Source organism: Paraburkholderia sp. 2C (genome assembly GCF_054589215.1).
Genome location: NZ_BAAILL010000032.1, coordinates 236,054 through 258,016, shown reverse-complemented (window position 1 = coordinate 258,016; position 21,963 = coordinate 236,054). Strand labels below are relative to the sequence as shown.

Annotated in this window: 23 protein-coding genes; 15 read left to right on the top strand and 8 right to left on the bottom strand. The window is 62.4% G+C overall.

The genetic code is table 11. The annotated features are described in order from the left end of the window. Positions 1-173 precede the first annotated feature (173 nt). The gene (locus tag ACYPXD_RS09340; RefSeq protein WP_459710090.1) at positions 174-1,001 is read left to right on the top strand and encodes a ribokinase; all 828 of its coding nucleotides are present in this window, start codon (positions 174-176) and stop codon (positions 999-1,001) included. A gap of 201 nt (positions 1,002-1,202) precedes the next feature. On the opposite strand, the gene ACYPXD_RS09335 is transcribed toward ACYPXD_RS09340, so the two are convergent. Continuing rightward, positions 1,203-2,138: a LysR substrate-binding domain-containing protein gene (locus ACYPXD_RS09335; protein ID WP_459710087.1), complete on the bottom strand. Its 936-nt coding sequence runs from the start codon at positions 2,136-2,138 to the stop codon at positions 1,203-1,205. Positions 2,139-2,294: 156 nt separating this feature from the next. Here ACYPXD_RS09335 and ACYPXD_RS09330 point away from each other — a divergent pair, with 156 nt between their 5' ends. The 5 genes from ACYPXD_RS09330 to ACYPXD_RS09310 all read left to right on the top strand — a co-directional run bounded on the left by ACYPXD_RS09330 (position 2,295) and on the right by ACYPXD_RS09310 (position 7,517). Beyond that, positions 2,295-3,635: an NAD(P)/FAD-dependent oxidoreductase gene (locus ACYPXD_RS09330; RefSeq protein WP_459710085.1), complete on the top strand. Its 1,341-nt coding sequence runs from the start codon at positions 2,295-2,297 to the stop codon at positions 3,633-3,635. 92 nt (positions 3,636-3,727) lie between these two features. Further along, positions 3,728-4,546, top strand: coding sequence for an ABC transporter substrate-binding protein (locus tag ACYPXD_RS09325; protein WP_459710083.1), 819 nt, complete (start codon positions 3,728-3,730; stop codon positions 4,544-4,546). Between the two features lie 79 nt (positions 4,547-4,625). Further along, positions 4,626-5,423 carry an amino acid ABC transporter permease gene (locus tag ACYPXD_RS09320; RefSeq protein WP_459710081.1) on the top strand — a complete coding sequence of 266 codons (798 nt, stop codon included), beginning with the start codon at positions 4,626-4,628 and terminating at the stop codon, positions 5,421-5,423. Positions 5,424-5,456: 33 nt separating this feature from the next. Then, positions 5,457-6,794 carry an NAD(P)/FAD-dependent oxidoreductase gene (locus ACYPXD_RS09315; RefSeq protein WP_459710079.1) on the top strand — a complete coding sequence of 446 codons (1,338 nt, stop codon included), beginning with the start codon at positions 5,457-5,459 and terminating at the stop codon, positions 6,792-6,794. Between the two features lie 39 nt (positions 6,795-6,833). Further along, on the top strand, positions 6,834-7,517 hold the full coding sequence (locus tag ACYPXD_RS09310; protein ID WP_459710077.1) for an SDR family NAD(P)-dependent oxidoreductase: 684 nt from the start codon (positions 6,834-6,836) through the stop codon (positions 7,515-7,517). A gap of 20 nt (positions 7,518-7,537) precedes the next feature. On the opposite strand, the gene ACYPXD_RS09305 is transcribed toward ACYPXD_RS09310, so the two are convergent. The 4 genes from ACYPXD_RS09305 to ACYPXD_RS09290 all read right to left on the bottom strand — a co-directional run bounded on the left by ACYPXD_RS09305 (position 7,538) and on the right by ACYPXD_RS09290 (position 9,793). Beyond that, positions 7,538-7,693 carry a hypothetical protein gene (locus ACYPXD_RS09305; protein ID WP_459710075.1) on the bottom strand — a complete coding sequence of 52 codons (156 nt, stop codon included), beginning with the start codon at positions 7,691-7,693 and terminating at the stop codon, positions 7,538-7,540. A 284-nt stretch (positions 7,694-7,977) separates the two neighbouring features. Then, entirely contained in the window at positions 7,978-8,808 is an 831-nt protein-coding gene (locus ACYPXD_RS09300; RefSeq protein WP_459710073.1) for a class I SAM-dependent methyltransferase, read from the bottom strand. Between the two features lie 26 nt (positions 8,809-8,834). Continuing rightward, a complete protein-coding gene (locus ACYPXD_RS09295) occupies positions 8,835-9,419 on the bottom strand; it encodes an MFS transporter (protein ID WP_459710071.1) in 585 nt (194 codons plus the stop codon). Between the two features lie 80 nt (positions 9,420-9,499). Next, positions 9,500-9,793: a hypothetical protein gene (locus ACYPXD_RS09290; RefSeq protein WP_459710069.1), complete on the bottom strand. Its 294-nt coding sequence runs from the start codon at positions 9,791-9,793 to the stop codon at positions 9,500-9,502. Positions 9,794-9,926: 133 nt separating this feature from the next. On the opposite strand from ACYPXD_RS09290, the gene ACYPXD_RS09285 reads away from it, so the two are divergent. After that, positions 9,927-10,895 (top strand): GlxA family transcriptional regulator, encoded by a 969-nt coding sequence (locus ACYPXD_RS09285; RefSeq protein WP_459710067.1) that lies wholly within the window; start codon positions 9,927-9,929, stop codon positions 10,893-10,895. Between the two features lie 7 nt (positions 10,896-10,902). Here the strand turns inward: ACYPXD_RS09285 and ACYPXD_RS09280 are convergent, their stop codons facing one another. Beyond that, positions 10,903-12,042, bottom strand: coding sequence for a diguanylate cyclase domain-containing protein (locus ACYPXD_RS09280; RefSeq protein WP_459710063.1), 1,140 nt, complete (start codon positions 12,040-12,042; stop codon positions 10,903-10,905). 727 nt (positions 12,043-12,769) lie between these two features. Between ACYPXD_RS09280 and ACYPXD_RS09275 the strand changes: the two genes are divergently transcribed. From ACYPXD_RS09275 to ACYPXD_RS09255, 5 genes are all read left to right on the top strand, one after another. Further along, positions 12,770-13,885, top strand: a complete 1,116-nt coding sequence (locus ACYPXD_RS09275) for a SpoIIE family protein phosphatase (protein ID WP_459710061.1) — start codon at positions 12,770-12,772, stop codon at positions 13,883-13,885. Positions 13,886-13,901: 16 nt separating this feature from the next. Then, positions 13,902-14,465 (top strand): SiaB family protein kinase, encoded by a 564-nt coding sequence (locus tag ACYPXD_RS09270; protein WP_459710059.1) that lies wholly within the window; start codon positions 13,902-13,904, stop codon positions 14,463-14,465. Between the two features lie 18 nt (positions 14,466-14,483). Next, positions 14,484-14,879 (top strand): DUF1987 domain-containing protein, encoded by a 396-nt coding sequence (locus tag ACYPXD_RS09265; RefSeq protein ID WP_459710057.1) that lies wholly within the window; start codon positions 14,484-14,486, stop codon positions 14,877-14,879. A 1-nt stretch (position 14,880) separates the two neighbouring features. After that, positions 14,881-15,606 carry a GGDEF domain-containing protein gene (locus tag ACYPXD_RS09260; protein WP_459710054.1) on the top strand — a complete coding sequence of 242 codons (726 nt, stop codon included), beginning with the start codon at positions 14,881-14,883 and terminating at the stop codon, positions 15,604-15,606. Positions 15,607-15,694: 88 nt separating this feature from the next. Further along, a complete protein-coding gene (locus ACYPXD_RS09255) occupies positions 15,695-17,236 on the top strand; it encodes a class I adenylate-forming enzyme family protein (protein WP_459710052.1) in 1,542 nt (513 codons plus the stop codon). A 70-nt stretch (positions 17,237-17,306) separates the two neighbouring features. Here the strand turns inward: ACYPXD_RS09255 and ACYPXD_RS09250 are convergent, their stop codons facing one another. Next, positions 17,307-17,642 carry a DUF4148 domain-containing protein gene (locus ACYPXD_RS09250; protein WP_459710049.1) on the bottom strand — a complete coding sequence of 112 codons (336 nt, stop codon included), beginning with the start codon at positions 17,640-17,642 and terminating at the stop codon, positions 17,307-17,309. Positions 17,643-17,881: 239 nt separating this feature from the next. Here ACYPXD_RS09250 and ACYPXD_RS09245 point away from each other — a divergent pair, with 239 nt between their 5' ends. Further along, a complete protein-coding gene (locus ACYPXD_RS09245) occupies positions 17,882-18,271 on the top strand; it encodes an MAPEG family protein (protein ID WP_459710046.1) in 390 nt (129 codons plus the stop codon). Between the two features lie 68 nt (positions 18,272-18,339). Here ACYPXD_RS09245 and ACYPXD_RS09240 read toward each other — a convergent pair whose 3' ends face one another. Then, on the bottom strand, positions 18,340-19,095 hold the full coding sequence (locus tag ACYPXD_RS09240; RefSeq protein ID WP_459710043.1) for a CerR family C-terminal domain-containing protein: 756 nt from the start codon (positions 19,093-19,095) through the stop codon (positions 18,340-18,342). Between the two features lie 186 nt (positions 19,096-19,281). Here ACYPXD_RS09240 and ACYPXD_RS09235 point away from each other — a divergent pair, with 186 nt between their 5' ends. Together ACYPXD_RS09235 and ACYPXD_RS09230 are read left to right on the top strand one after the other, a co-directional pair. After that, complete coding sequence (locus tag ACYPXD_RS09235; RefSeq protein WP_459710041.1) at positions 19,282-20,340, top strand: HlyD family secretion protein; 1,059 nt, start codon at positions 19,282-19,284, stop codon at positions 20,338-20,340. Beyond that, positions 20,318-21,949, top strand: a complete 1,632-nt coding sequence (locus tag ACYPXD_RS09230) for an MDR family MFS transporter (protein ID WP_459710038.1) — start codon at positions 20,318-20,320, stop codon at positions 21,947-21,949. The genes ACYPXD_RS09235 and ACYPXD_RS09230 overlap by 23 nt, the downstream gene beginning before the upstream one ends. Positions 21,950-21,963: the final 14 nt, after the last annotated feature.

The window sequence follows — 21,963 nt, the reverse complement described above, 5'->3', positions numbered from 1 at the left end:
CAGAATCATTTCGTTCAGGAAAGCGTTATCCTTCGCATCAGTGCGATGGGGCCCGCGGCGGCGAACCGGCCGAGGGCGTGCCGGCTTGACCGCGAAGCCGATCAGCGACCTTTAGAACGAATCAGATGAGAGACGATCCGTTGCCGCGCATTGTTGTCGTCGGGAGCGTGAACATGGATCTCGCGACGTACGTGCCGCGCTTCCCGCGACCGGGCGAAACCCTGAAGGGGAGCCGGTTTCTCGTGGCGCCCGGCGGCAAGGGCGGAAACCAGGCGATTGCGGCGGCGCGGCTCGGCGCACAGGTCGCCCTGATTGCCTGCGTCGGGAATGACGAATTCGGTGCCCGGCTGATGGCGAGCCTCGAGGCCGAAGGGATCGATTGCTCGGGCGTCGCCGTCAGCGAACACGCCGCCAGCGGTATCGCGATGGTCGTGATCGACGAAGCCGGCAACAATTCGATCGTCACGGTGCAGGGCAGCAATGGCGATCTGACGCCGGAACTCGTGGCCCGCAATCTTCAGATGCTCACTGTCGCGCGCATGATCGTGTGCGACCTGACCGTTCCGCTCGCGACGGTCGAGAGCGTGCTCTCGACTGCGGAACGGTTCGATATTCCCGTCCTTTTCAATGCGTCGCCTGTGCAGAGCGCGTTGCCTACGCGGCTGCTGCGGCAGGTCGATTACCTCGTTGTAAACGAAGTGGAAGCCGCGGCGCTTGCCGGGCGTTCGCTCGATTCGATCGACGACGCGATCAAAATCGCACGCGCGCTGCACGACGCCGGCGCGCCTCACGTTCTCGTCACGCTCGGCGCGCGCGGCGTAGTCGCGTATTTCTCCGACGAAGCCGGCGCGCAGGTCGAATTCTTTCCGGCTGCCGCCGTGACCGCGCTCGACACGACCGGTGCCGGCGATACGTTCGCCGGCGCTTTTCCGCCATCGTCGCCGGCGCGTCGGGGCCGCGCGCGGTCGCGTTCGCGCAGGCAGCCGCGGCGACCTGTGTGACGCGCGCCGGCGCGGCGCCGTCAATGCCCTATCTGCACGAGATCGGCATCGAAATCTAGAGCGGGCGATGAAATCCGTTAGGGCCCGTGCCGGCTGATCCTTGGCATCGCAAACTGAGCGCTTGACGCGAAGCATGCGACAAACACGAAGAACGCGAAGCGAGTGCCGCGCTTCGCGACGCTGAAAGTCGCCTGACGGCGCTTAGCGGCAACGCCGCGACCGCGAATCGACTCGTCCGTCACGCAGCGCACCGATCTCGCGCTCCATCGTTTTACGGACCAGTTCCAGAAAAGTCTCCACCACGGGGTTCGCCTGCTGCAGTTGCGGACACAACGTGAACCCGCGGAACAGGATGGCCGGCGTAAACGGCCTGAATGCAATACGGCGCGGGTTCGCATCGAGCGCCGCGAGCGGGTTCACGATACCGATGCCGAGGCCGCGCGATACCAATGCACAGATCGTCGCGCCATAAGGCGTTTCCACCACGGGCACCTGGTCCGCGCCGGCGGGCCGCAAGACGCGGTCGAGCGGCGCACGCGTGTCGTCCGCGTATGAAGGCAGGATCAGGCGTTCGCCGCGCAGATCGCTTGCATCGATGCTTGCGTGCGCCGCGAGCGGATGCTTGACCGGCAGCGCGCAGAGCCCCGGCAGCCGGTAGAGGTCGGCGCTCGTCACGCCGAACGCATCGGGCGTCACCGTCGCAAACCCGACGTCGCAGTATGCGGACGACACCCACCGTTGAATGGTCCCTTCACTGCGCATTTCGAGCGATACGATCACGCGCGGATACGCGGCAAGAAATCGCTCGATCACCACCGGCAGGAACGAAAGGGCGAGCACCGGCGCCGCAACGATACGCAGACGCCCGGTGCCAAGCTGGCGAATCTCGCGCGCCGAATGCTCGAGCTTCTCGAGCCCCACGAAGCTGCGGTCGACTTCACGATAGAAAGCGCTACCCGCATCGGTCGCGCGAATGCGGCCGCCGATGCGCGCGAACAGCGCAAGGCCGGTGGCCGCTTCCAGTTCCGCGATCAGGCGGCTGATGCTCGGCTGCGAGGTGCCCAGCTCTTTTGCCGCGGCTGTCATCGAGCCTCGCAGCATGACGAGGCGAAATGCTTCGACCTGCCTGAGATTCATCCATCCTCCGCTACTGACGGCGCATTGAACCGCTAGCTTGCCATATCAGAAATGAATAGAAGCCCTTTTTGGCGCTATTTGACCGGATGACCTGCGTAAATCTAGACTGGCCCCAACCCCGCTGCTCACGCCCGGCACCCCGCTCGAAGCAAGCCCATGCGCCCTGACGCCTTGCTGTTCCATGAAGCCTTTCGCTGCGCCCCTTACTGGTGGGACGCCGCGCCGCCTGAAAGCGCGCTGCTGCCGCTGCCGGCCAGCGTCGACGTCGCGATCATCGGCAGCGGCTACTGCGGTCTGTCGGCTGCCGCACAAGCCGCGCTGCACGGCGCGCGCGTGGCCGTGCTCGATGCGGCCGAAATCGGTGCGGGCGGCAGCACGCGTAGCGGCGGCATGGTCTCGAGCGGACAGAAGCTGGCGTTGACGAACGCGATTCGCGGCGTATCCGCCGAGCGGCTTGTACGACTGATGCATGAATCGATGGCGAGCTTCGACTATCTGCAGAAGCTCGTTATCGGCGAGAAGCTCGACGCCGATCTGCACATCACCGGCCGCTTTTTCGGCGCTTTCACTCCGGGCCATTTCAACGAGTTGCGACGCCAGGGCCAATTGCTAGGCGAGAAGACCGGTGTGACCGTTCATGTGATCGAACGTGACGCGCAGCGCGCGATTGTCGGTTCCGACTACTACTATGGCGGCATTCTCGTCGACGAATACGGCGGTCTGCATACGGCGAAATATCACCGCGCGTTGCGCGAGCTCGCACGGTGCCGCGGCGCAACATTGCATTCGCATGCCGAAGTAGAGCGCATTGAAAGAACCGCGGCGCTGACACCCGATGGCGCACGATTTCGCGTGCATACGCGTCGCGGCACACTCGATGCGAAGCACGTGCTGGTTGCGACTAACGGCTACACGGGGCGCCTGCTGCCTTTCTTCGCGCGCCGCGTGCTGCCGGTTGCGAGCTATCAGATCGCGACCGAGCCGCTGCCGGCCGGTCTCATGGATGCGCTCAACCCGGGGCGACGGATGATCAGCGATTCGAAGCGCAATCTTTTCTATACGCGTCCGTCGCCGGATGGCACGCGAATGATTTTCGGCGCGCGGCCCGCCATACGCGAACTCGACGAACGCGGCGCGGCGCGCCATCTGTACGCGAAGCTCGTGCAATTGTGGCCGGCGCTGCGCGACGTCCGGATCACGCATGCGTGGAAGGGTTATGTCGCCATGACGAGCGACAAGCTCGCGCATACGGGCTCGCACGACGGCATTCACTATGCGCTCGGCTGCAACGGCAATGGCGTCGCACTGATGAGCTATCTCGGTCATCGCATCGCGAAGCACATGCTCGGCATCGAGCGCGACGCCGGTGCGTTCGGCGAAGGGTCATTTCCGTTGAGCGGCGCGGGCATGGCAAGGCAGCTTGCCGTGCCGCTCGGCAGCGCGCTTTACCAGCTCGACGACATGTGGCGCGGCCGCGTACGCGCCGCGTTGTCCTGAGCGTCGATCGAAACAACCATGAGCATGGCTTGCGCAACCGTCAGCCGGGCCTGGTTTCGTTCACCACCGTTTCTTTCGGGAGGAGCCTCATCATGCGTTTCAGTCACTTTGCACGCTGTCTTGCGATGGCGCTGTCGTTGTGCGTTGCCGCGGTATCGGCTGCCCATGCCGAGGATGTGGGAACGCTGACGCCGGGCAAGATCGTCGCCGGCGTCGATGCGAACAACAAGCCGTATTCGTATATCGACAATGGCAAGATGACCGGCTTCGACGTCGAGCTGATTCGCGCGATCGCGGCAAAGCTCGGCCTTACTGCCGACTTTCGTGCACAGGACTTCTCGGGATTGCTGCCGAGCGTCGCAAACCAGCAGATCGACCTTGCCGCGGGATCGATCTCGATCACGAAGGACCGGCTCAAGATGGTCGATTTTTCCGAAGGGTATCTGACCGGACTGCTGAGCGTCGCCACCTTGCCGGGCAGCACTATTTCAGGCGACGCTGGGTCCGTTAAGGAAAAACGCATCGGGGTCATTCAAGGCACGATCGAAGACACCTACTCATCGAGCTACCTGCCGGGCGCGCAGATCGTGCGCTTTCCGAACCTGAATGCAGGTTTCCTCGCGCTGCGCAATAAATACATCGACGGTTACTTTGTCGACAAGACGCTCGTCGAAGGCTTGCAAAGCAAATACCCGCAGATGAACATCGCGGACAAGCTCGACATCTCCGCGGTGAACTTGCCGGCCGGCTTTCCGGTCCATAAAGGCAATACGAAACTCGAGGCCGCGCTCAACAAGACGCTGGGCGAACTCGTCGCCGACGGCACATGGATGAAGCTCTATCTGCAATTCCATCCTGGCTACCCGAAACCCACAAGCCTGCCGCCGTATGAGATGAAAGCGGGCACCTGATCGGGCAACCGGGCGGCACACGAGAGGCCGTAAGACGGGACGGACTTCAGTCGACCACGCTTTTCCGGAGCGCGCGCATATGGACGCCTTTTTGCAGAACTTCCTCGACTGGCCGCTGCTGATCGATTCGCTGCCGAGCCTGCTCGGCACGGGTCTCGTGAATACGCTGATTCTCTCGGTGTTCTCGACCGTGCTCGGCATTATCGCGGGCCTCGTGCTTGCGCTGATGACCGTGTCGAATATACGGTGGCTCATGCTGCCCGCGCGGATTTATATCGACGTGTTTCGCGGCCTGCCGGCGGCGCTCGTGATTCTCGTGGTCGGACAAGGGCTTGCGCCGGTCGGACTGGCGTTGTTCGGACCTAATCCGTATCCGCTCGCGATCGTTGCGCTCGCGTTGATTTCATCGGCCTATATTGCCGAAATTTTCCGCTCCGGCATTCAGAGCGTCGGCCATGGCCAGTTGTATGCGAGCCTGGCACTCGGCATGACGTACTGGAGCAGCATGCGCTACGTGATCGTGCCGCAAGGCATCCGGCGCATCCTGCCGGCGCTGGCGAATCAGTTCATCGCGATTGTCAAGGATTCGAGCCTCGTTTATTTTCTCGGGCTCCTTACGTCGCAACGCGATCTGTTTACGATCGGCCAGAATACCGCGGTGAACACCGCGAATCTGTCGCCACTCGTAGCCGCGGGGGTGGTTTATCTGCTGATCACGGTGCCACTCACGCATGCGATCAATCATATCGACCGCTGGACCAACCGCTTTGCGAATCCGAACATGCGCACCGGCCACCGCGCGGCGCGACCGTCGCGGCGCGCGCAGGCGCTGCAATCGCAGGCTGCCGCGGCCGCCGTCGCCGAGCGGCACCACTGACACCATCCATATAACGCACAACGACACATCATCATGGGACCGCAAGTCGACATCGTCGCCGACGATATCCAGATACCGGAAGAGACCGATGTCGTCGTGATAGGCGGCGGCATTATCGGTGTATCGACCGCGCTTCATCTGAGTGACAAGGGCCTGCGGGTCGCACTCTGCGAGAAGGGCCATATAGCGGGCGAACAGTCGAGCCGCAACTGGGGCTGGGTGCGCGTCACGCGGCGCGATCCGCGCGAGTTGTTGCTGAGCATCGAGAGCCTGAAGATCTGGCGCACGCTCGATCGCGCGCTTGGCATCGACACCGGCTTCAACGAGTGCGGCATTCTCTATGTGTCCGACGATCAAAAAACGCTCGAACGTCATAGCGACTGGCTGGCGCGCGCGCGAGAGATCGCGGGCGATGGGCTCGATACGCGCGAAGTCGACACGAGCGCGATTTCGCAACTGCTGCCGGGTGCGTCGCGTAGTTATCGCGGCGGCATCTTTACGCCGAGCGACGCGCGTGCCGAGCCGCAAAAAGCCGCGCCCGCGATAGCGAATGCGCTGCGCCGCCGCGGCGTAAAGATTCTCACGCCGTGCGCGGTGCGTGGCGTCGAGACGAGCGGCGCGCGCGTGAGTGCGGTGGTCACCGAGCACGGGACAATACGCTGCCAGGCGGTCGTCGTCGCGGGTGGCGCGTGGACGCGGTATTTCTGCGGCAATCTTGGCGTCGATTTGCCGCAACTGCTGACGCGCGCGTCGGTGCTGCGTACCGAGCCGCTCGAAGGCGGCCCGACATGCAGTGCAAACAACGAGGAATTCGCGTTCAGAAAGCGCGCGGACGGCGGCTATACGGTCGCATACGGCATGCGCACGCATACGGACCTGACTCCCGATTCGTTTCGACTGTTCTTCAAGTACCTCGAGGCGCTGAAAAGCCAGATGGGCGCGCTGCAGATTCACTTCGGCAAACGCTTCTTCGACGAACTGAAACGGCCGCGCCACTGGCCGCTCGATCGCCCGACCCTGTTCGAAGCCGTGCGCACGCTCGACCCCGAGCCCGTCGTTCCGTATGTCGATAACGGCCTGCGCGAGTTCGTCAGCGTCTTTCCGAAGCTCGCCGATGCGCGTATCGCCCAACGCTGGGCCGGCTACATCGACGTGACGCCCGATGCTATCCCGATCATTTCGCCGGTCGAGCGCGTGCCCGGTCTGTTTATCGGCACGGGCTTTTCGGGCCACGGCTTCGGAATAGGACCGGGCGCGGGCCGGCTGATGGCGGATCTCGTCAACGGCGATGCGCCGATTGTCGATCCGCATGCTTTTCGCCTGAGCCGCTTTAGCGACGGCACGAAGATCACGATCGACGCTGGCTTCTGACGCGCAGCGCGGGAAGCCCCTCACGAAAGGAAGCAACCGATGACCAAAGTGGCGATGATTTCCGGCGCAAACCGCGGCATCGGCCGCGCGATCGCGCTCGAGTTGCACCGGCGCGGATATCGGCTTTCGCTGGGAATGCGTGAGCCGGCTTTATTCGACAACGACCTGGACGCGTTCGTATGCGCCTATGAAGCACGAGATAAGGATGCGGGCCGGCAATGGGTGAACGCGACGATCGGGCAGTTCGGCCGTCTTGACGTATTGGTCAGCAACGCGGGCATCTGCAAGATGATCTCGTTCGACAACGGCACCGATGATTTGCTCGAGGAAACGCTCGACATCAATGTCAAGGCGCCGTTCCGGCTCGTGCAGGCCGCGCTTACGCATCTGAAACGCGCAGGCGCCGGGCGTTTTGTCCAGATCGCGTCGCTATCCGGGAAACGCGTAAAAAACCTCAACGTCGGTTACCCGATGTCGAAGCACGCGGCGATCTCGCTGACGCACGCGGTGAGGCGCGCGGGCTGGGACCATGGCGTACGCGCGACGGCCGTGTGCCCTGGATTCGTCAATACGGATATGGCAGCGAGTCTTGCGGACCTCGAGCCATCGGCGATGACGCAGCCTCACGATATCGCGACGATTATCGCCAACACGATCGAACTGCCGAACTCCGCGAGCATGGCGGAGTTGCTCATCAACTGCCGGCACGAGGACATGCTTTAAGCGGCGGCCCCATCCGTCGTTCAAGCGGTCACCACGTTCACCGCAGGCGTATTCGCATCGACCGTCACCACTTGCATACCCGCGATCGCAACGTTTGCCGCCGGCACCTGCGCACCGGCATCGGGTTCATCTTCGTGAACGTGCGCGACACTGCGTTGCCGCTCTGGATCAGTCACGGTCCGGTTCGAACCGTCGAACGTCGATCAATGAAATCGCTGCTTCGTTTTTCTGGTCGCCGTCGGGCTCGGACTCGGGCGCGGGCTCGGCGATCGATTACGGTGCGCGCGGCGAAATCGTCTTTGCGAAGAGCGAGGAGCGAAGAGCGACGAGCGTACGGACGCGGTGCGCGCGACGGCGCGGTGTTGCCGGCAGGTGGGTCGGCAGCACACCCGCCGTGGTTGGCGAGCTAGCTGAGGCGTCGCATAACGGTCGCGTGGCCGGGCGAGGTGCCAAGGCCGGTTCAAGGCTTGGCAACGATCGCCTGTATCAACGCCGCTCTTCCTTCGCTCAGATTGCGGGCCAGATTCTTCGTCATCTCGGCGAACCCGGGCCCCATCACGATATGAAGCCCAAGCGCGGGCTTGGCGGCCATCGCTGCGCGCGCTTTCTGCACTTCCGCAAACCATTCGATGGCGGCGTCGGTGCTGTCGGCCCATGAGACGACCTTGAACTGCTGCTCGAGCAGCAGGCTGCGCATGCGGTCTGCGGTTACAAGGAAACTCGTCTCGGGTGTGGCCGACCACGGAAGCGGATAGTGCAAAGGCTCGCCCGACGCCGCGACCACATCGAATATCGCAAAGCGGCCGCCCGGCCGCAGTACGCGAAACGCCTCGCGATACAGCGTCGCGCGGTCCGCGATGTTCATCGCCACATGCTGCGTCCACGCGACATCGAACGATTCGGCTTCGAAAGGAAGCGAGAGCGCATTTCCACACGTGTAATTGACGCGATCGGCAAGCCCCGTTAGCCCCGCGAGGAATCTTGCCGCATCGACATAGGCCTGGCCCAGGTCGAGTCCGCAGACGCTGCAGCCATACTGGGCGGCCAGGTAGCGGGACGGTCCGCCCAGACCCGAACCGATATCGATCACACGCGTCGCCTGGTCGATGTGCAATGCCTGCGCGAGTTCCACCGTGGCTTGCAGACCGCGGGAATGAAACTGGTCCAGCGGCGCAAGGTCTTCCGGACGGAGTGTTTTCTCGTCGAGACCGTCCGCTTTGAGCGCAGTGCGCAGGCGTTCGATCAAACTGGCCTGCCCATAGTGCTGTTCAACCTTTGCTGTATCGATCATGCCTTTCTCCAGCTGTTGAGCCTACGTTAGGCTGTTGCCCGTTCGGACAATTGTGTCTTGACGGCGGTCGGGCTTTCGCCCGGCGCGCTTTGCCGTTTCGCGGCGTGTATCTTGCGCGCGGCGAGCTCGGAAACGATCAGCGAAGCAGCGACGAATACCGCTCCAGCGTACCCCAATGCGTGACCGCCGAACATCCGGATTCCCGCGGCGCCGAGCATGCCGCCCGTCGTCGCGCCGAGCACCTCGGGCGCGACGATCATCGGCGCGGAGCCCGTTGCAGTCGGCGAGTAGATAGCTGCGCCGAGGCCTGCCAAGGCACGTGTGGCGAGCGCGAAACCGAAGCTCGGTGCGAACGCGGTGCCGAGGTTCGCCATGACGAATGTGGCAAGGCCAATGAGCAGCAGATGCTTGCGCGGAATCTGGGCGGCAAGCGTGGCGATCACCGGTGCAAGCACCGCATACGTAACGGAATAGACCGTCGTCATCTGTCCGGCGGCTCCGATGCTGACATCGAAGCTGCGTGCGATCTCGGGCAATACGCCAGCCATGACGAAGTTGTCGGTGCCGAGCGCGAACATACCGAATGCCAAAACCAAAAGCCGTTGATCCACATGTACTCCTTTTGCCGCGGTGTCGATTTCGTCGAGCCCGCGGCATATGACGCGTCTGTCTCTAACCGTGCCGGACCTGGTTACTTGCCCTGGATCAGCATGCCGAGCGGCGCGAGCGGACCCATCGGAATCAGTTCGAACTCCGCAAAGCCTTCGGCCGCGAGCGGCAGTGAATGCACGGTGGCTTTCGCATCGTCGACGGACTCCACGTCCATCAGAAAAACCACGCCGGGTGCATCCTGGCGATACCAGTACTGCTCGACCTTGCCGTCCAGATAGAGCTGGAGCGTGGCGGGCACTTCGCGCGGCATGATCTGTTGACGCTGTTCCGGCGTAACGGGTTTGACGATCGATCCAACGGCTAGAACCTTCATGGGAATCTCCTCGGTGACGTATCGACTGCCTTGTCGACAATGGGTTGATTGCGATGTACGACAAGGACGAGTGTAGTCATCGCGCTCCCTGGCTGGTACAGTCATAAACGACAACTTTAGGGGCATTTACGCCATGCGAATTTCAGTGCTCGCACTTGATGGCTTGTTCGATACCGGCCTGTCCTGCACACTCGATGCGTTCGGGGTGGCGAACAAGGTCGCCGCCAAAACGATGGGGGGGACACCGCGCTTCGATGTATCGGTCGTCGGCGTGCGCAAGAAAGTGCGTTCGAATCACGGCTTCGCGATACCCGTGCAACCGGCGACGGAGTCGCGGCGAAAGCCCGACTGGGTGATCGTTCCTGCGCTCGTCACGCCGTCGCCTGAGGAGGTGCTGGCTTCGCTCGAGAGGCCCGACGTGATCGACGCCAAGGCGCAGTTGAACGAATGGCGCGCGAAGGGCGTTCGGGTGGCCGCTTCATGTATCGCGACGTTTCTGATTGCGGACGCGGGCATTCTGGATGGTCGCGAAGCGACGACCAACTGGCCGCTTGCTCCGTTTTTCAGGCAACGTTATCCGGCAGTGAGCCTCGACGAATCCCGTATGCTGGTGCCGACCGATATCGGTGTGACGGCGGGCGCGGCGATGGGGCATCTCGATCTCGCACTGTGGCTCATACGTACGGCGAGTCCCGAACTTGCCACGCTGGTTTCGCGTTATCTGCTCGCGGATATCCGTTCGAATCAGGCCGCGTATATCATCCCCAACCATCTCGCGCAGGCGGACCCGCTGATCAAACGATTCGAGCAGTGGTCGCGCGAAAATCTGAAGACGGGGTTTTCGTTGCAAGCAGCCGCGAGTGCGCTCGCGACGAGTTCGCGCTCGTTGCAGCGGCGTTGCCAGGAGGTGTTAGGCAAGTCGCCGCTTGCGTACTTTCAGGATTTGCGTGTGGAGCACGCGCAGTCGCTGATTCGCAGTAGTGGGCTCGATGTCGAAACGATCGCGGCTGAAGTGGGGTATGGCGATGGCGCGACGTTGCGTGCGCTGTTGCGTCAACGGCTTGGAAGGGGAGTGCGGGATCTGCGGTCGGATTTGCTTTAAGGGGGCATCAAGTGGCGAGTTCGCGCTTCTTCTTGTTGCGTTTCGCCTCATACATCGCGACGTCCGCCGATTCGAGGACGGTGTCTATCGCGCTACCGTCACCCGTCACCGAAGCAATCCCAATGCTCGCGCCGATTCTGACCGTGACGTCGTCGGTCAGATGAAATGGCCTTTCGATCTCCGCGATTACGCAGTTCGCAAACGCGTGCGGCTCCATGGCGTAGGGTGGTTGATCGACGATCACGAATTCGTCGCCTCCCATGCGGGCCACGAGGGCGTTGGGCCCCGCGAGTTGCCGAAGTCTCGACGCGACCTGGATGAGCAGCTTGTCGCCGCACTCGTGTCCATAAGCGTCGTTGACCGCTTTAAAGCCATCGAGGTCGAGGTAGAAAACAGGTGCGCCTGCCCCTTTATGAGCCGTCTCGGCGAGCTCGCAGGTCGCCGCGTGGAACAGGCCCGCGCGGTTGAGCAGTCCGGTCAGGCCATCGTGGCGTGCGCGGCGGTCGTTCTCGCGCTCGGCCTCCATCGTGGATATCAGCATCACGTTCAGTTTTTTCGCGGCGACGCTCATCGCGAACAGATAAAACGGGATCTGGACCAGCGTCAGCAGCAGCACGGGTTCGCCGGACAGCACGGCACCGATACAGCATGGCCCGAGCGACAGGAAAATCATGATCGCGACGAGGCGCGGTGCGGCGAAGTTTCGAAAACAGATGCCGCCCACCATGGCGGCGGCGGAAAGAAAGGACAGCGTGGCCGCCACCCAGTCGCCGCTGGTGGCGCTGATCAGCGCGCCATAGCCGACGGTCGCGCCCCATAGCGGCGCCAGAAGAATGTACAGGTCCGTCGGCGTGGGCTTGCCCTGTTGCGCGCGCCGATGCGAAAGCATCAGCAGGACAAGACGCGCGAGACAAACCGCGATCTCCGAGAATAGCCAGAACAGGAACAGCGGGCTCGGATGACGATACGCGAGCGCCGCGGCGACCGCGATGGTGTTGAACACTCCACCGAGGAAAATCGGCAAGGTGCCGAATAGCGTGGAAACGAGCGCCGCGCGAATCGCTAACGGCGTGTCTCTCCCAGGGTAGACGAGCCAATTGGCCAGCTTTCCCTGCGGCATGCTGAATGATTCAAAGGACTTCGTCACCTGAGCACCTGCGAATTGTCGCGCGACAATTATTTGTCTCCCGTGTGATGGCTACGACAATAACGCGTGATTGGTTAACGGTGCCTGTCGGGAAAAGTTGAGACGCTGTAGTTAAGCCCCGTGATGTGAAAACCCTTAGAGTATAACGACGCGCGATCGGTGCACGTCGCGACGCGTGATATTCCGACGAGCTTTCATATCAAGGGATGCGACGCGGAAGTCGGCACTTCCCGCGCCGCAAAGCACGTGATAACGTTTGCCGCGATGCTCATGCAACTAATTTTCTGCCTCAGCCGCGGTCGGCCAAGCCCGGTCGACCGGGATCCGGTTCGTATCAAGAGCCGCAGCGGTCGGGCATTTTCGTTAAGCTTTAGCCTAGCTTAAATCGCTGACTCGCGATTAATCGGCATGTGAAACGTTTGCGTATTACTGCATTACAAATTAGCGCCGTGCGCGCATCGCATTTTAAGCAATTTCTCTATATATGGCTTGGATGTGGCGATAAAACGGCGTTACCATGAGCGGCTATGCCAGACATAATTTCTGTCACGCACAGTACACGTTGAACTATTAGCGTGCTGGCATCCATTCACGATTGGCTAGCCTCATCATGCATCCAGCGTTTTCGCGGTTTCGCCGTTCCGGCGCGCAACGGGATCCACGGTCTGCCGGGGAACTGTGTCAGGAGGTGCCGGCGGTCCGTTCGGACGATCCTAATTCGCTAGTCATGCAAATCTTCTCTTCGCGTCGCGATATGGCAAGTCTCGCCGTCACGGAAGACGATCGTCCAATCGGGCTTATCAATCGCGATATTTTCCTGTCGCAGATGAGCAAGCCTTTTCATCGCGAGCTTTACGATAAGAAAAGCTGTGTCGCGTTTATGGACAAGGAGCCGCTCGTTGTCGACGCGGACATGAGCATCGAAGCGCTGACATTCAAAACTGTCGAGGTTGGCGAAAAGGCGCTAATCGATGGTTTCATCGTGACGCGAGACGGCCAGTTCGCCGGATTGGGCAGCGGCTTGCAACTGCTTGGCGCGGTAGCGGAAATGCAGGCGGAGAAAAACCGCCAGATTATGCAGAGCATCGAATATGCGAGCGTGATCCAGCGCGCGATGCTGCGCGCATCACGCGACACGTTGTCGGCAATGCTGCCGGATGCTTCGCTAGTGTGGGAGCCGCGCGATGTGGTGGGCGGCGATTTTTATCATTTCGCCTCGTTCTCCGACGGCTGGTTCGGTGCCGTGGCCGATTGCACTGGGCATGGCGTGCCCGGCGCTTTCATGACGCTGCTGGCCTCCGCATCGCTGTCGCAGGCGCTCGAACAGATCGGGCCGCGCGATCCTGCCGCTTTGCTGGCGGCAGTGAATCGCAACGTCAAGGCGTTGATGGGGCAAGCGAACGGTACAGCGGAAGCGTCTCAATCCAACGACGGACTCGATGCCGCGTTCTTCTGGTTCGACGCGTCGCAACGTCAATTGCAGTTTGCCGGCGCGCGTATCGCGCTCAACGTGCTTTTGCCCGATGCCGGGCAATTCGAAACGATTGCCGGCGATCGCATGGGCGTCGGCTATGTCGACAGCCTCGTCGACTATGAATGGCATTTGCGAACCGTCTCGCTGCCGCCCGGCAGTCTGCTGTTCGTTTGCACCGATGGCCTTATCGATCAGATTGGCGGATCGAAACATATCTCGTTCGGGCGGCGCCGTGCCTTGAGTCTGATCGCGCAGCACCGCGCGGAATCGGCGTCGGCAAGCTGTGAAAACCTGCGGCGCTCGCTTGGCGAATGGCAAGGCGCGCAAGCGCGCCGCGATGACGTCACTTTATTTTGTGCCCGTGTTTAGCGAATAAAAAACAAGCATGTCTTCCATACCCGAACAGGACAGCGCCTTCTACGACCTTGCGCAGCGGCGCAACGTGCTCTTTTATCACAAGGGCTACTTTTCCCATAACATCGTCGCCTCGATGGGCGAGGTGATGAGGCTGCAACTGGAAGTCGCGGGCGTGAACGGCCCGACGCGGCGCAAGCTCTTTTCGGCGTTCGTCGAGCTGTCGCAGAACATCGTGCACTATTCGTCGAATGCGCTGCAACCGGACAGTCAGAACGGCGGCGCCATTCGTGAAGGCGCGGTATGCATCAGAAAGGATGGCGAGCGACATCTGATGCTCTGCGTCAACCCGATTGCAACCGCCGACGTCGAGCATCTGCGCACCAAGCTCGAACCGCTGCGCAACATGTCTCTGGAAGAAATCAAGCAGGCGTACAAGGTCTCGCTGCGAGCCGAGACTCCCGAGGAAAGCAAAGGCGCAGGGTTGGGTTTTCTGACGATGGCGCGCGACGCCTGCGCGCCGCTCGAATTCTCGTTTCACCCGCGCGCCGACGATCCTGACACCACGCTGTTTTGCCTCAAGGCCATCATCTAAAGGAGGCGTACGAGCGCCATGGATAACCTGTACATTGCCGCAACGGCGACCTCTCCGGAAGTCGATTTCCGCTTCGACCAGCACGCGCTGTTATTGAGGGGTGAGTCGTATCCCGAGAATGCGGCGGCGTTTTATGCGCCTGTCATCGAGCAATTGCGAACGTATCTCGCCGGGTGTGTCGACGCGACAATCACCATCGATGTCGTGCTGACCTACTTCAACAGCTCGAGCACCAAGATGCTGTTCAGCATGTTCGATGCGCTCGATGTCGCGGCACAGTTGGGCAACCGCGTTCTGATGAACTGGTATCGCGACGAAGAAGACGAAACCATTGCCGAGTTTGGCGAAGAACTGAAGTCCGATTTTCACGCCATCGAATTCACCGATCGCCCGGTCTCTCACCAAGGACAATAAAGTGTCCAGGATCTCCTCTGCGGATGCCTCTCTGGGCGACGTGCCGGATCTCTTCCAGAACGAGAATTGCGCGCTGGAAAAGGCGCGCAGCATACATGCGAATGCCGATGTGGGCGAGCTCGGTTACCGGCAGTCGCTAGGGGAGCTGATCGCGCACTTCGAGCGCCTGATGCGCGAGACAAGGCGCCTGATCGGGCGCAGCGACCGCGCCGAACGCGAGATGCAGGCGCTTGCGCAGCAGCTCGCGTATCGCGCGACTCGCGATCCGTTGACGGGCGTGTTCAACCGCAGTGCGGTGATCGAGCGGACGACGAAAGTCCTGCAGACCAGCAGTGCGGTGATGGTCGTGCTCGATATCGACGAGTTCAAACGCATCAACGACGATTTTGGTCATCCCACCGGCGATCGGGTCATTATGGGCGTGGTGGAGTGTCTGCGCCGGATAGTCGGCGAAAAGGGTCTGGTCGGCCGGGTGGGCGGAGAGGAATTCACCGTGCTGCTGCCCAGATGCGATCCGGCCGATGCGCGCGTGCTGGCCGAAAGCATGCGGCAAGCGATCGGCAGCTATGCCTTTGCGCCGCCTGTGAACCGTCGCGTGACGGCAAGCTTCGGGGTCAGCGCGAACCAGCAAGGAACCGATTTCGATACGGCGTATAGCCTTGCCGACGCCGCTTTATATCGCGCCAAACGAAACGGGCGCGACCGCGTGGAACGGGCCGACCAGTAAGCTTGCCGTTCGAGCGGTCAAGCCGCTCATTCTTCCCTCATTATTCACGGGCACACTGCATCCATCGCTTGTCAACGAGGGGGCAGTCATGGAAGCGGGGGAAAACGCGGCGTTTCGGCCCTACGTCGATCTTCTGCTCGACCAGTTGGAGAAACGTGCGAGTGGCACGGTGCTGCGCTATCTCGACGAAGACGTAACGGGTCACGCATTTCGCGCTTCAATCTATCGTCACGCTCGCGCGCTTGCGACGCTCGGCATCGGGCGCGGTTCGCTCGTTGCGCTCTTCGCGCCCAATTGCCCTGACGCACTCGCCATTCGTTACGCGGCGAATCTGCTCGGTGCCGCGTCGATGTATCTGCCCGCCATTGCGTCGGCGGAGCATCGCGCAGCGTTTGTCGCGCGCTTGCAACCCACCCTACTGATCGCTTTCGCGCAGACGGCGCATCTTGTGCCCGTGGACGTCGAGGTACGTGTCGTCCATGTCGATACGGGGCCCGCGGGTTCGCGTTTCGACCAGCTGGTACGCGTTCAGTCCGCGCTGCCGATGCGCAGTTGTGCGATGCCCGACGATCTCGCGGTCGTGGTCTCGTCAGGCGGCTCGACCGGCGTGCCTAAAGCGAGCCGGCGCAGCTTCGCCGCGTATTCGATGCTGGTGAGCGCGCCGAGTCGCGGGGATCGTCGTCAGCTGGTCAATGGTGCGCTGGCGTATCTGTCGCAGGTGCTCGTCGACGGCACGTTGATGGGTGGCGGCACGGTTGTGTTGAAGCCTCGCCACGATGCGGCCCACACGCTCGAGACGATCGAAGCGGAGCGCATCACCGATGTGCTGCTGGTCGAGCCGCAACTGTTCGACATGATGGATCACCCCGACGCGCGCCGACGCGATCTTTCTTCGCTGCGCTCGATCGCGCATATCGGCGGATCGGCGCCGGCGATCTTGCGGCGCCGCGCGATCGCCCGGTTTGGGCCGGTGCTCACGCATATGTATGGTGCGAGCGAAGCGGGGCTGGTAAGCGTGCTTTCGCCTTCGGACTATCTGTCGGATCCGGGCCAGCTGCAGAGCGCGGGGCGCCTCCGGCCCGACGTCGCGGTGCGCATTCGCCGCGCGGACGGTACGGTCGCAAACGATGGACAGGTGGGCGGCATCGAAGTGAAATCCGCGGCGGTGGCGCAAGGCTATTACCACCAGCCGGTCGAGGAAGCGCGCAAGTTTAACGACGGCTGGTGCGTGACAGGCGACGTGGGTTTCGTCGACGGGAAGGGCTGTTTGCATGTGCTCGGACGTGCGGCCGATGTGGCGACGATCGATGGCGCCGACATCGGGCCGGCGCAAATCGAGTCGCAGTTGTGTGCACTGCCCGAAGTGCGCTATGCGGTAGCGGTGGCGACAGAAGACCGCACGCGCGGATATGTGTGGAACGCCGTGGCGGTGCCGTGGCCAGGCAAGCGGATCGATACGGGCCATTGTTCGCGCAAGCTTGAAGCGACGTGCGGTGTGAACGTTGCGCGAGCGGTGAATGTGGTGGCCGCACAGGATGTGCCGCTCACCGAGCAGGGGAAGGTGGATCGCGCGGCGATCGGGCGCATGGTTTGGCTTATGGGCGCGGTGCCCGGTGCGACGTGCGCCTGATTCCATCGAGCGCGCGGATCGATCCGGAACGCTTGACGCATTCGGATCGCCGCTCGAACGCGTTGCAACCTCAATCCGGCTGCTGCACCTGCTGGCAATCCGTCGCATACCACTGGTCGACCCGTTGCTGTGCCGCTTGCAGATCGGCCGGATAGTAAGGATCGAAGCCCCAGGACGGGTTGTAACCCGCTGCTTCGAGGGCAGCCAGTTGGCTCAGGTTGCGCTGACGTGTGAGGGGTTCCTTGTTTCGCAGCGCGGTAAGGTCGCGGCATTGCGCGGGGCTCAGATGCGTGCGCGCGCTTTGCTGCGTGCCGCCGCCAGCGGCACAGCCGGCGAGCGCGCACGCGAGCACCGACGCCAACACGGACGCAACAAGCAGCGGCCGGAGTTTCAGCGAGTGGTTCATCGCACGTCTCCCTTCAATGAGGTAACGCTGATCACGCATGGTTTGTTCCCAACGTTCCAGCGCCACGCTCCCTGACCGTTCGCATACAGCCATCGCCGCAAGTGCGAATCGATGACACCACCGGCGAAATTCCCCGCACCCGCTTGACCCATATTTAGATGGCATATATCTTCTAAAGCCACTTGCCCCTGCCTGCATGCCGACCGGCTTGCGTCGCGATTACATGACGAATTCCCACCATGCCGCTGCCCACCTCACTCGGCTTTGCCGGTGCCCTCTCGCTGGTCAATCTCTGGCTCGCCTATCGCTGTGTGCGCATTCGTCTGAACGGTCCCGGCGGGGTGGGGGACCTCGGCATTCCGTCGTTGCTGGCGCGCATGCGCGCCCATGCCAACTTCGTTGAATATACGCCGTTTGTACTGATCCTGATGGCGCTGCTGGAATATGCGGGCGGCTCGCGGCCATGGCTTCAAGGGCTCGGCGCAGTCTATATCGTCGGGCGTATCGTGCACGCCTTCGGTATCGAACGGCCGAAATTTACAATGCAGCTTATCGGCGCCTTGATCACATGGGCGGTGCTGCTCGCGCTGGCAGTCTGGGCGCTCCGGCTATCCATGCATTACTTTTGAACGGCCTCACGCCGAGCCGCGGTGCGATGTGACGCGGTGACGCACTTTCCTGAAGAAGCGGCGTGATGCTATTTGCGCGGCTTTGCTTTTGCGGCGCGGCCGGTGTCGGCTTTACGCGCTTCGTCCCGTTCGATGCTCCATTGCTTGAGGAGCGTGCGCGTCTGATCGCGTATGGTCGACTTCAGCAGTTGTGCCTTTTCCGCATCGATGCTTTTCCAGCGCAGCGACGCAAGCGTCGAGCGATGCGCCACGTGGAAAATCACCATTTGCCCGTTCAGACTGAAGCTACGGATGGCCGTGATCGGATCGTCGGCGGCGAGCCCGGAAATTCGCGCAATAAGCGCGGCGCACGCCTGGTTTAGCGGGTCGCGGATCTTGCAAACGAGAATTTCCGACGCGCTTTCGGGTTCGTATCCGGCCTGCTCGCGCGCAAAGAACATGCGCCGGCCGGGCTTGCTCGTTTTGGCGAAGGCGGCGTCGGCGATGGCTTCCTGAATGCGCAGGAACGCATCGATCAAGACTTCCGTATCGGCGTTCTCGCGCAGCACCTTCTGCGCATGTTCGACGGCCGGTCCGAAGGTTTTCCACGCTTCGTCGGCCAGCGCTTCGACGCACGCGCGATATACACCTTCCTTGTTTTCGAAGTAGTACTGCAGCGCCGGTGCGTTGACGCCGGCGCGTGCCGCGATATCGCGTGTCGAGGCGCCGTCGAAGCCGTATTCGCCAAACAGTTCGACTGCTGCATCGATGATCCGATGGCGTGTTTCGTCGCCGCGCGCGTAGCCGCCATCGGGCGATCGGCGCAGCTTCTTTGCGGGGTTCATGCATTTTCTCCGTTGCTGCGGAGAAATATAACACTTGACACAATTTTAACGACTGGAATAATTATGCCAGTTGGAAAAAATTGGACCAAAAGAATGTCGACAACCGCAGGCTCTCCTTCCCATCCCGTCCCGGCTGCACCAGCGGAAGACTCGCCCGCAACGGGCGCGAGGCGCCCCAGCCGCCGTATGGTGCTGATCGTGCTGGGCGTGGCCGCGCTGATCGTCGGCGCACTCTGGCTCGTGCGCTGGTGGACCGTGGGCCGTTTCATCGAAAGTACGGACGACGCGTATTTGCAGGCCGACAGCGTGACGGTCGCGCCGAAAGTGGCCGGTTACGTCACGCAGGTGTTCGTCGGGGATAACCAGCTCGTCAAGCCCGGCGATCCGCTCGTGCAGCTCGACGCGCGCCAGTACCGGGTCGCGCTCGATCAGGCGCTTGCCACGATCGATGCGCGCAAGGCCGACATCGCACGCGCGCAGGCCGACATCAAGCAGCAGCAAGCCAATATCGCGCAGGCGCTCGCGCAGCAGCAGGTCTCGCGCGTGAGCGCGCAACATGCGAGCGACGAAGTGCGCCGCTACGCGCCGCTCATCGCCACGGGCGCCGAAACCAGCGAACGGCTATCGGAACTGACGAGCAGCCGCGATCAGGCCAATGCCACGCTGGCCGCGAACGCGGCGGCTGTCGATGCGGCCCGCTCGCAGATCGCTTCGCTTGCCGCGCAGCTCGCGCAGGCCAAAGCGCAACTCGAAGCGGCGCAGGCAAGCGCGGCGCAATCGCAACTCGACCTCGACAACACGATGGTGAAGAGCGCCCTCGGCGGCAAGGTCGGCGATCGCACGGTGCGCGTGGGGCAGTACATGCAGCCGGGCACGCGGATGCTGACGGTCGTGCCTGTGCAAAGCACTTATCTCGTGGCCAACTTCAAGGAGACGCAGGTGGGCCGCATGCGCATCGGCCAGCCCGTGGACATGCATGTCGACGCACTGCCGGGCCACGATCTGCATGGTGTGGTCGACAGCTTTTCGCCGGGCACGGGATCGCAGTTCGCGTTGCTGCCGCCGGAGAACGCGACCGGCAACTTCACGAAGATCGTGCAGCGCGTGCCCGTGCGGATTCGCATCGAGACGGGCCCGGAAACGCGTAGCGTGCTGTTGCCGGGGCTCTCGGTGACGGTCGACGTCGACACGCGTTCGGCGCGCGATCGCGATGCCCGCATCGATGCCGAGAACCATCGTGGCTAATTCATCCGCCGCGGCGCGCGCCGCCGCATCGCATGGCTCAGCCGCTGCACACGCTGAACCGCGGGCCAGCGCAAGCGACTGGATCGCCGTCGCCGCGGGCGCGCTCGGCGCGTTGATGGCGACGCTCGATATCTCCATCACGAACTCCGCATTGCCGCAAATTCAAGGCGAAATCGGCGCGACCGGCACCGAGGGCACGTGGATCTCGACCGGCTACCTGATGTCGGAAATCGTGATGATTCCGCTCGCCGCGTGGCTCACGCGTGTATTCGGCTTGCGCAATTTCCTGTTCACGAATTCCGCGCTTTTCATCGCGTTTTCGATGATGTGCGGCTGGTCGCACACGTTGCCGATGATGATCGCCGGCCGTATCGGCCAGGGCTTCACCGGCGGCGCGCTGATTCCGACCGCGCAGACCATTATCCGCACGCGGCTGCCGCTGTCGCAGATGCCGGTCGGCATGACCCTGTTCGGTCTGATCGTGCTGCTCGGGCCGCTGCTGGGGCCGGTCGTGGGCGGATGGCTCGCGGAGAACATCAGCTGGAGCTGGTGTTTCTTTATGAATTTGCCGATCTGCCTTGCGCTGATGACCTTGCTCGTGGTCGGCCTGCCGTCGGATAAGCCGCATTGGGAGGCGTTTTTAAAGGCGGACTGGCTCGGCATCGTGGGCCTCGCGATCGGGCTCAGTTCGCTGACAGTGGTGCTCGAGGAAGGGCAGCGCGAGCGCTGGTTCGAGTCGTCGCTGATCGTCTCGCTCACCTGCGTATCGGTGTTCGGCATGGCCCTGATCGGCGCCTCGCAATTGACCGCGAAGAAACCGATCCTGCGCTTGAGTCTGATGCGCAATCCGAACTACGCAAGCGTGATCGTGATCGTGTCGGCAGTGGGCGCGGCGCTTTATGGCGTGTCGTATCTGCTGCCGCAGTTTCTCGGCATCGTGGCGGGCTATAACGCGGAGCAGTCGGGCGCAATCATGCTGCTGTCCGGCTTGCCCGCTTTCATGATCATGCCGGTCTTGCCGCGGATGCTCGCGCGATTCGACTTCCGCCTGCTGGTGATAACCGGGCTGCTCATGTACGCGGCCAGTTGCATGCTCGATATCGACTTGACCGCACAGAGCGTCGGGCACGACTTCGTCTGGTCGCAGCTGATACGCGGCACCGCGCAGATGCTCGCCATGATGCCGCTCAATCAGGCGTCGATGGCGGCTGTCTCGCGCGAGGATTCGGGCGATGCGGCGGGCTTGTACAACATGGCGCGCAACCTCGGCGGGTCGATCGGCCTGGCGATTATCGGCACCGTGATCGATCGGCGCACGACGTTTCATACCGCGATGATTCGCGAATCGGTCAGCGCAAATTCGCTGATCGGTCAGGAAAACCTCGCGACCCACGCGGCCAGCTGGTTCGCGCATACGGGTGACATGGCGTATTCGCGGATGCGCGCGCTCGGCCAACTCGCGACGCAGATCCAGCAGCAGGCCACGGTCATGACCTATTCGGAAACCTTCTATCTGCTCGGCATCGCGCTGCTGGCGTGCATTCCGCTTGCGCTGCTGCTGAAAACGCCGCGCCGGAATGCGCCGCCGCCTCCGTCGGCCGGGCACTAATGTCTTTTGATCTC

Excerpts from the sequence above, each read along its gene's own strand:
- ACYPXD_RS09340 (WP_459710090.1), top strand. The coding sequence starts at position 174 with ATGGATCTCGCGACGTACGTGCCGCGCTTCCCGCGACCGGGCGAAACC.
- ACYPXD_RS09335 (WP_459710087.1), bottom strand. The coding sequence starts at position 2,138 with ATGAATCTCAGGCAGGTCGAAGCATTTCGCCTCGTCATGCTGCGAGGC.
- ACYPXD_RS09330 (WP_459710085.1), top strand. The coding sequence starts at position 2,295 with ATGCGCCCTGACGCCTTGCTGTTCCATGAAGCCTTTCGCTGCGCCCCT.
- ACYPXD_RS09325 (WP_459710083.1), top strand. The coding sequence starts at position 3,728 with ATGCGTTTCAGTCACTTTGCACGCTGTCTTGCGATGGCGCTGTCGTTG.
- ACYPXD_RS09320 (WP_459710081.1), top strand. The coding sequence starts at position 4,626 with ATGGACGCCTTTTTGCAGAACTTCCTCGACTGGCCGCTGCTGATCGAT.
- ACYPXD_RS09315 (WP_459710079.1), top strand. The coding sequence starts at position 5,457 with ATGGGACCGCAAGTCGACATCGTCGCCGACGATATCCAGATACCGGAA.
- ACYPXD_RS09310 (WP_459710077.1), top strand. The coding sequence starts at position 6,834 with ATGACCAAAGTGGCGATGATTTCCGGCGCAAACCGCGGCATCGGCCGC.
- ACYPXD_RS09300 (WP_459710073.1), bottom strand. The coding sequence starts at position 8,808 with ATGATCGATACAGCAAAGGTTGAACAGCACTATGGGCAGGCCAGTTTG.
- ACYPXD_RS09290 (WP_459710069.1), bottom strand. The coding sequence starts at position 9,793 with ATGAAGGTTCTAGCCGTTGGATCGATCGTCAAACCCGTTACGCCGGAA.
- ACYPXD_RS09285 (WP_459710067.1), top strand. The coding sequence starts at position 9,927 with ATGCGAATTTCAGTGCTCGCACTTGATGGCTTGTTCGATACCGGCCTG.
- ACYPXD_RS09275 (WP_459710061.1), top strand. The coding sequence starts at position 12,770 with ATGCAAATCTTCTCTTCGCGTCGCGATATGGCAAGTCTCGCCGTCACG.
- ACYPXD_RS09270 (WP_459710059.1), top strand. The coding sequence starts at position 13,902 with ATGTCTTCCATACCCGAACAGGACAGCGCCTTCTACGACCTTGCGCAG.
- ACYPXD_RS09265 (WP_459710057.1), top strand. The coding sequence starts at position 14,484 with ATGGATAACCTGTACATTGCCGCAACGGCGACCTCTCCGGAAGTCGAT.
- ACYPXD_RS09255 (WP_459710052.1), top strand. The coding sequence starts at position 15,695 with ATGGAAGCGGGGGAAAACGCGGCGTTTCGGCCCTACGTCGATCTTCTG.
- ACYPXD_RS09250 (WP_459710049.1), bottom strand. The coding sequence starts at position 17,642 with ATGAACCACTCGCTGAAACTCCGGCCGCTGCTTGTTGCGTCCGTGTTG.
- ACYPXD_RS09245 (WP_459710046.1), top strand. The coding sequence starts at position 17,882 with ATGCCGCTGCCCACCTCACTCGGCTTTGCCGGTGCCCTCTCGCTGGTC.
- ACYPXD_RS09240 (WP_459710043.1), bottom strand. The coding sequence starts at position 19,095 with ATGAACCCCGCAAAGAAGCTGCGCCGATCGCCCGATGGCGGCTACGCG.
- ACYPXD_RS09235 (WP_459710041.1), top strand. The coding sequence starts at position 19,282 with ATGGTGCTGATCGTGCTGGGCGTGGCCGCGCTGATCGTCGGCGCACTC.
- ACYPXD_RS09230 (WP_459710038.1), top strand. The coding sequence starts at position 20,318 with ATGCCGAGAACCATCGTGGCTAATTCATCCGCCGCGGCGCGCGCCGCC.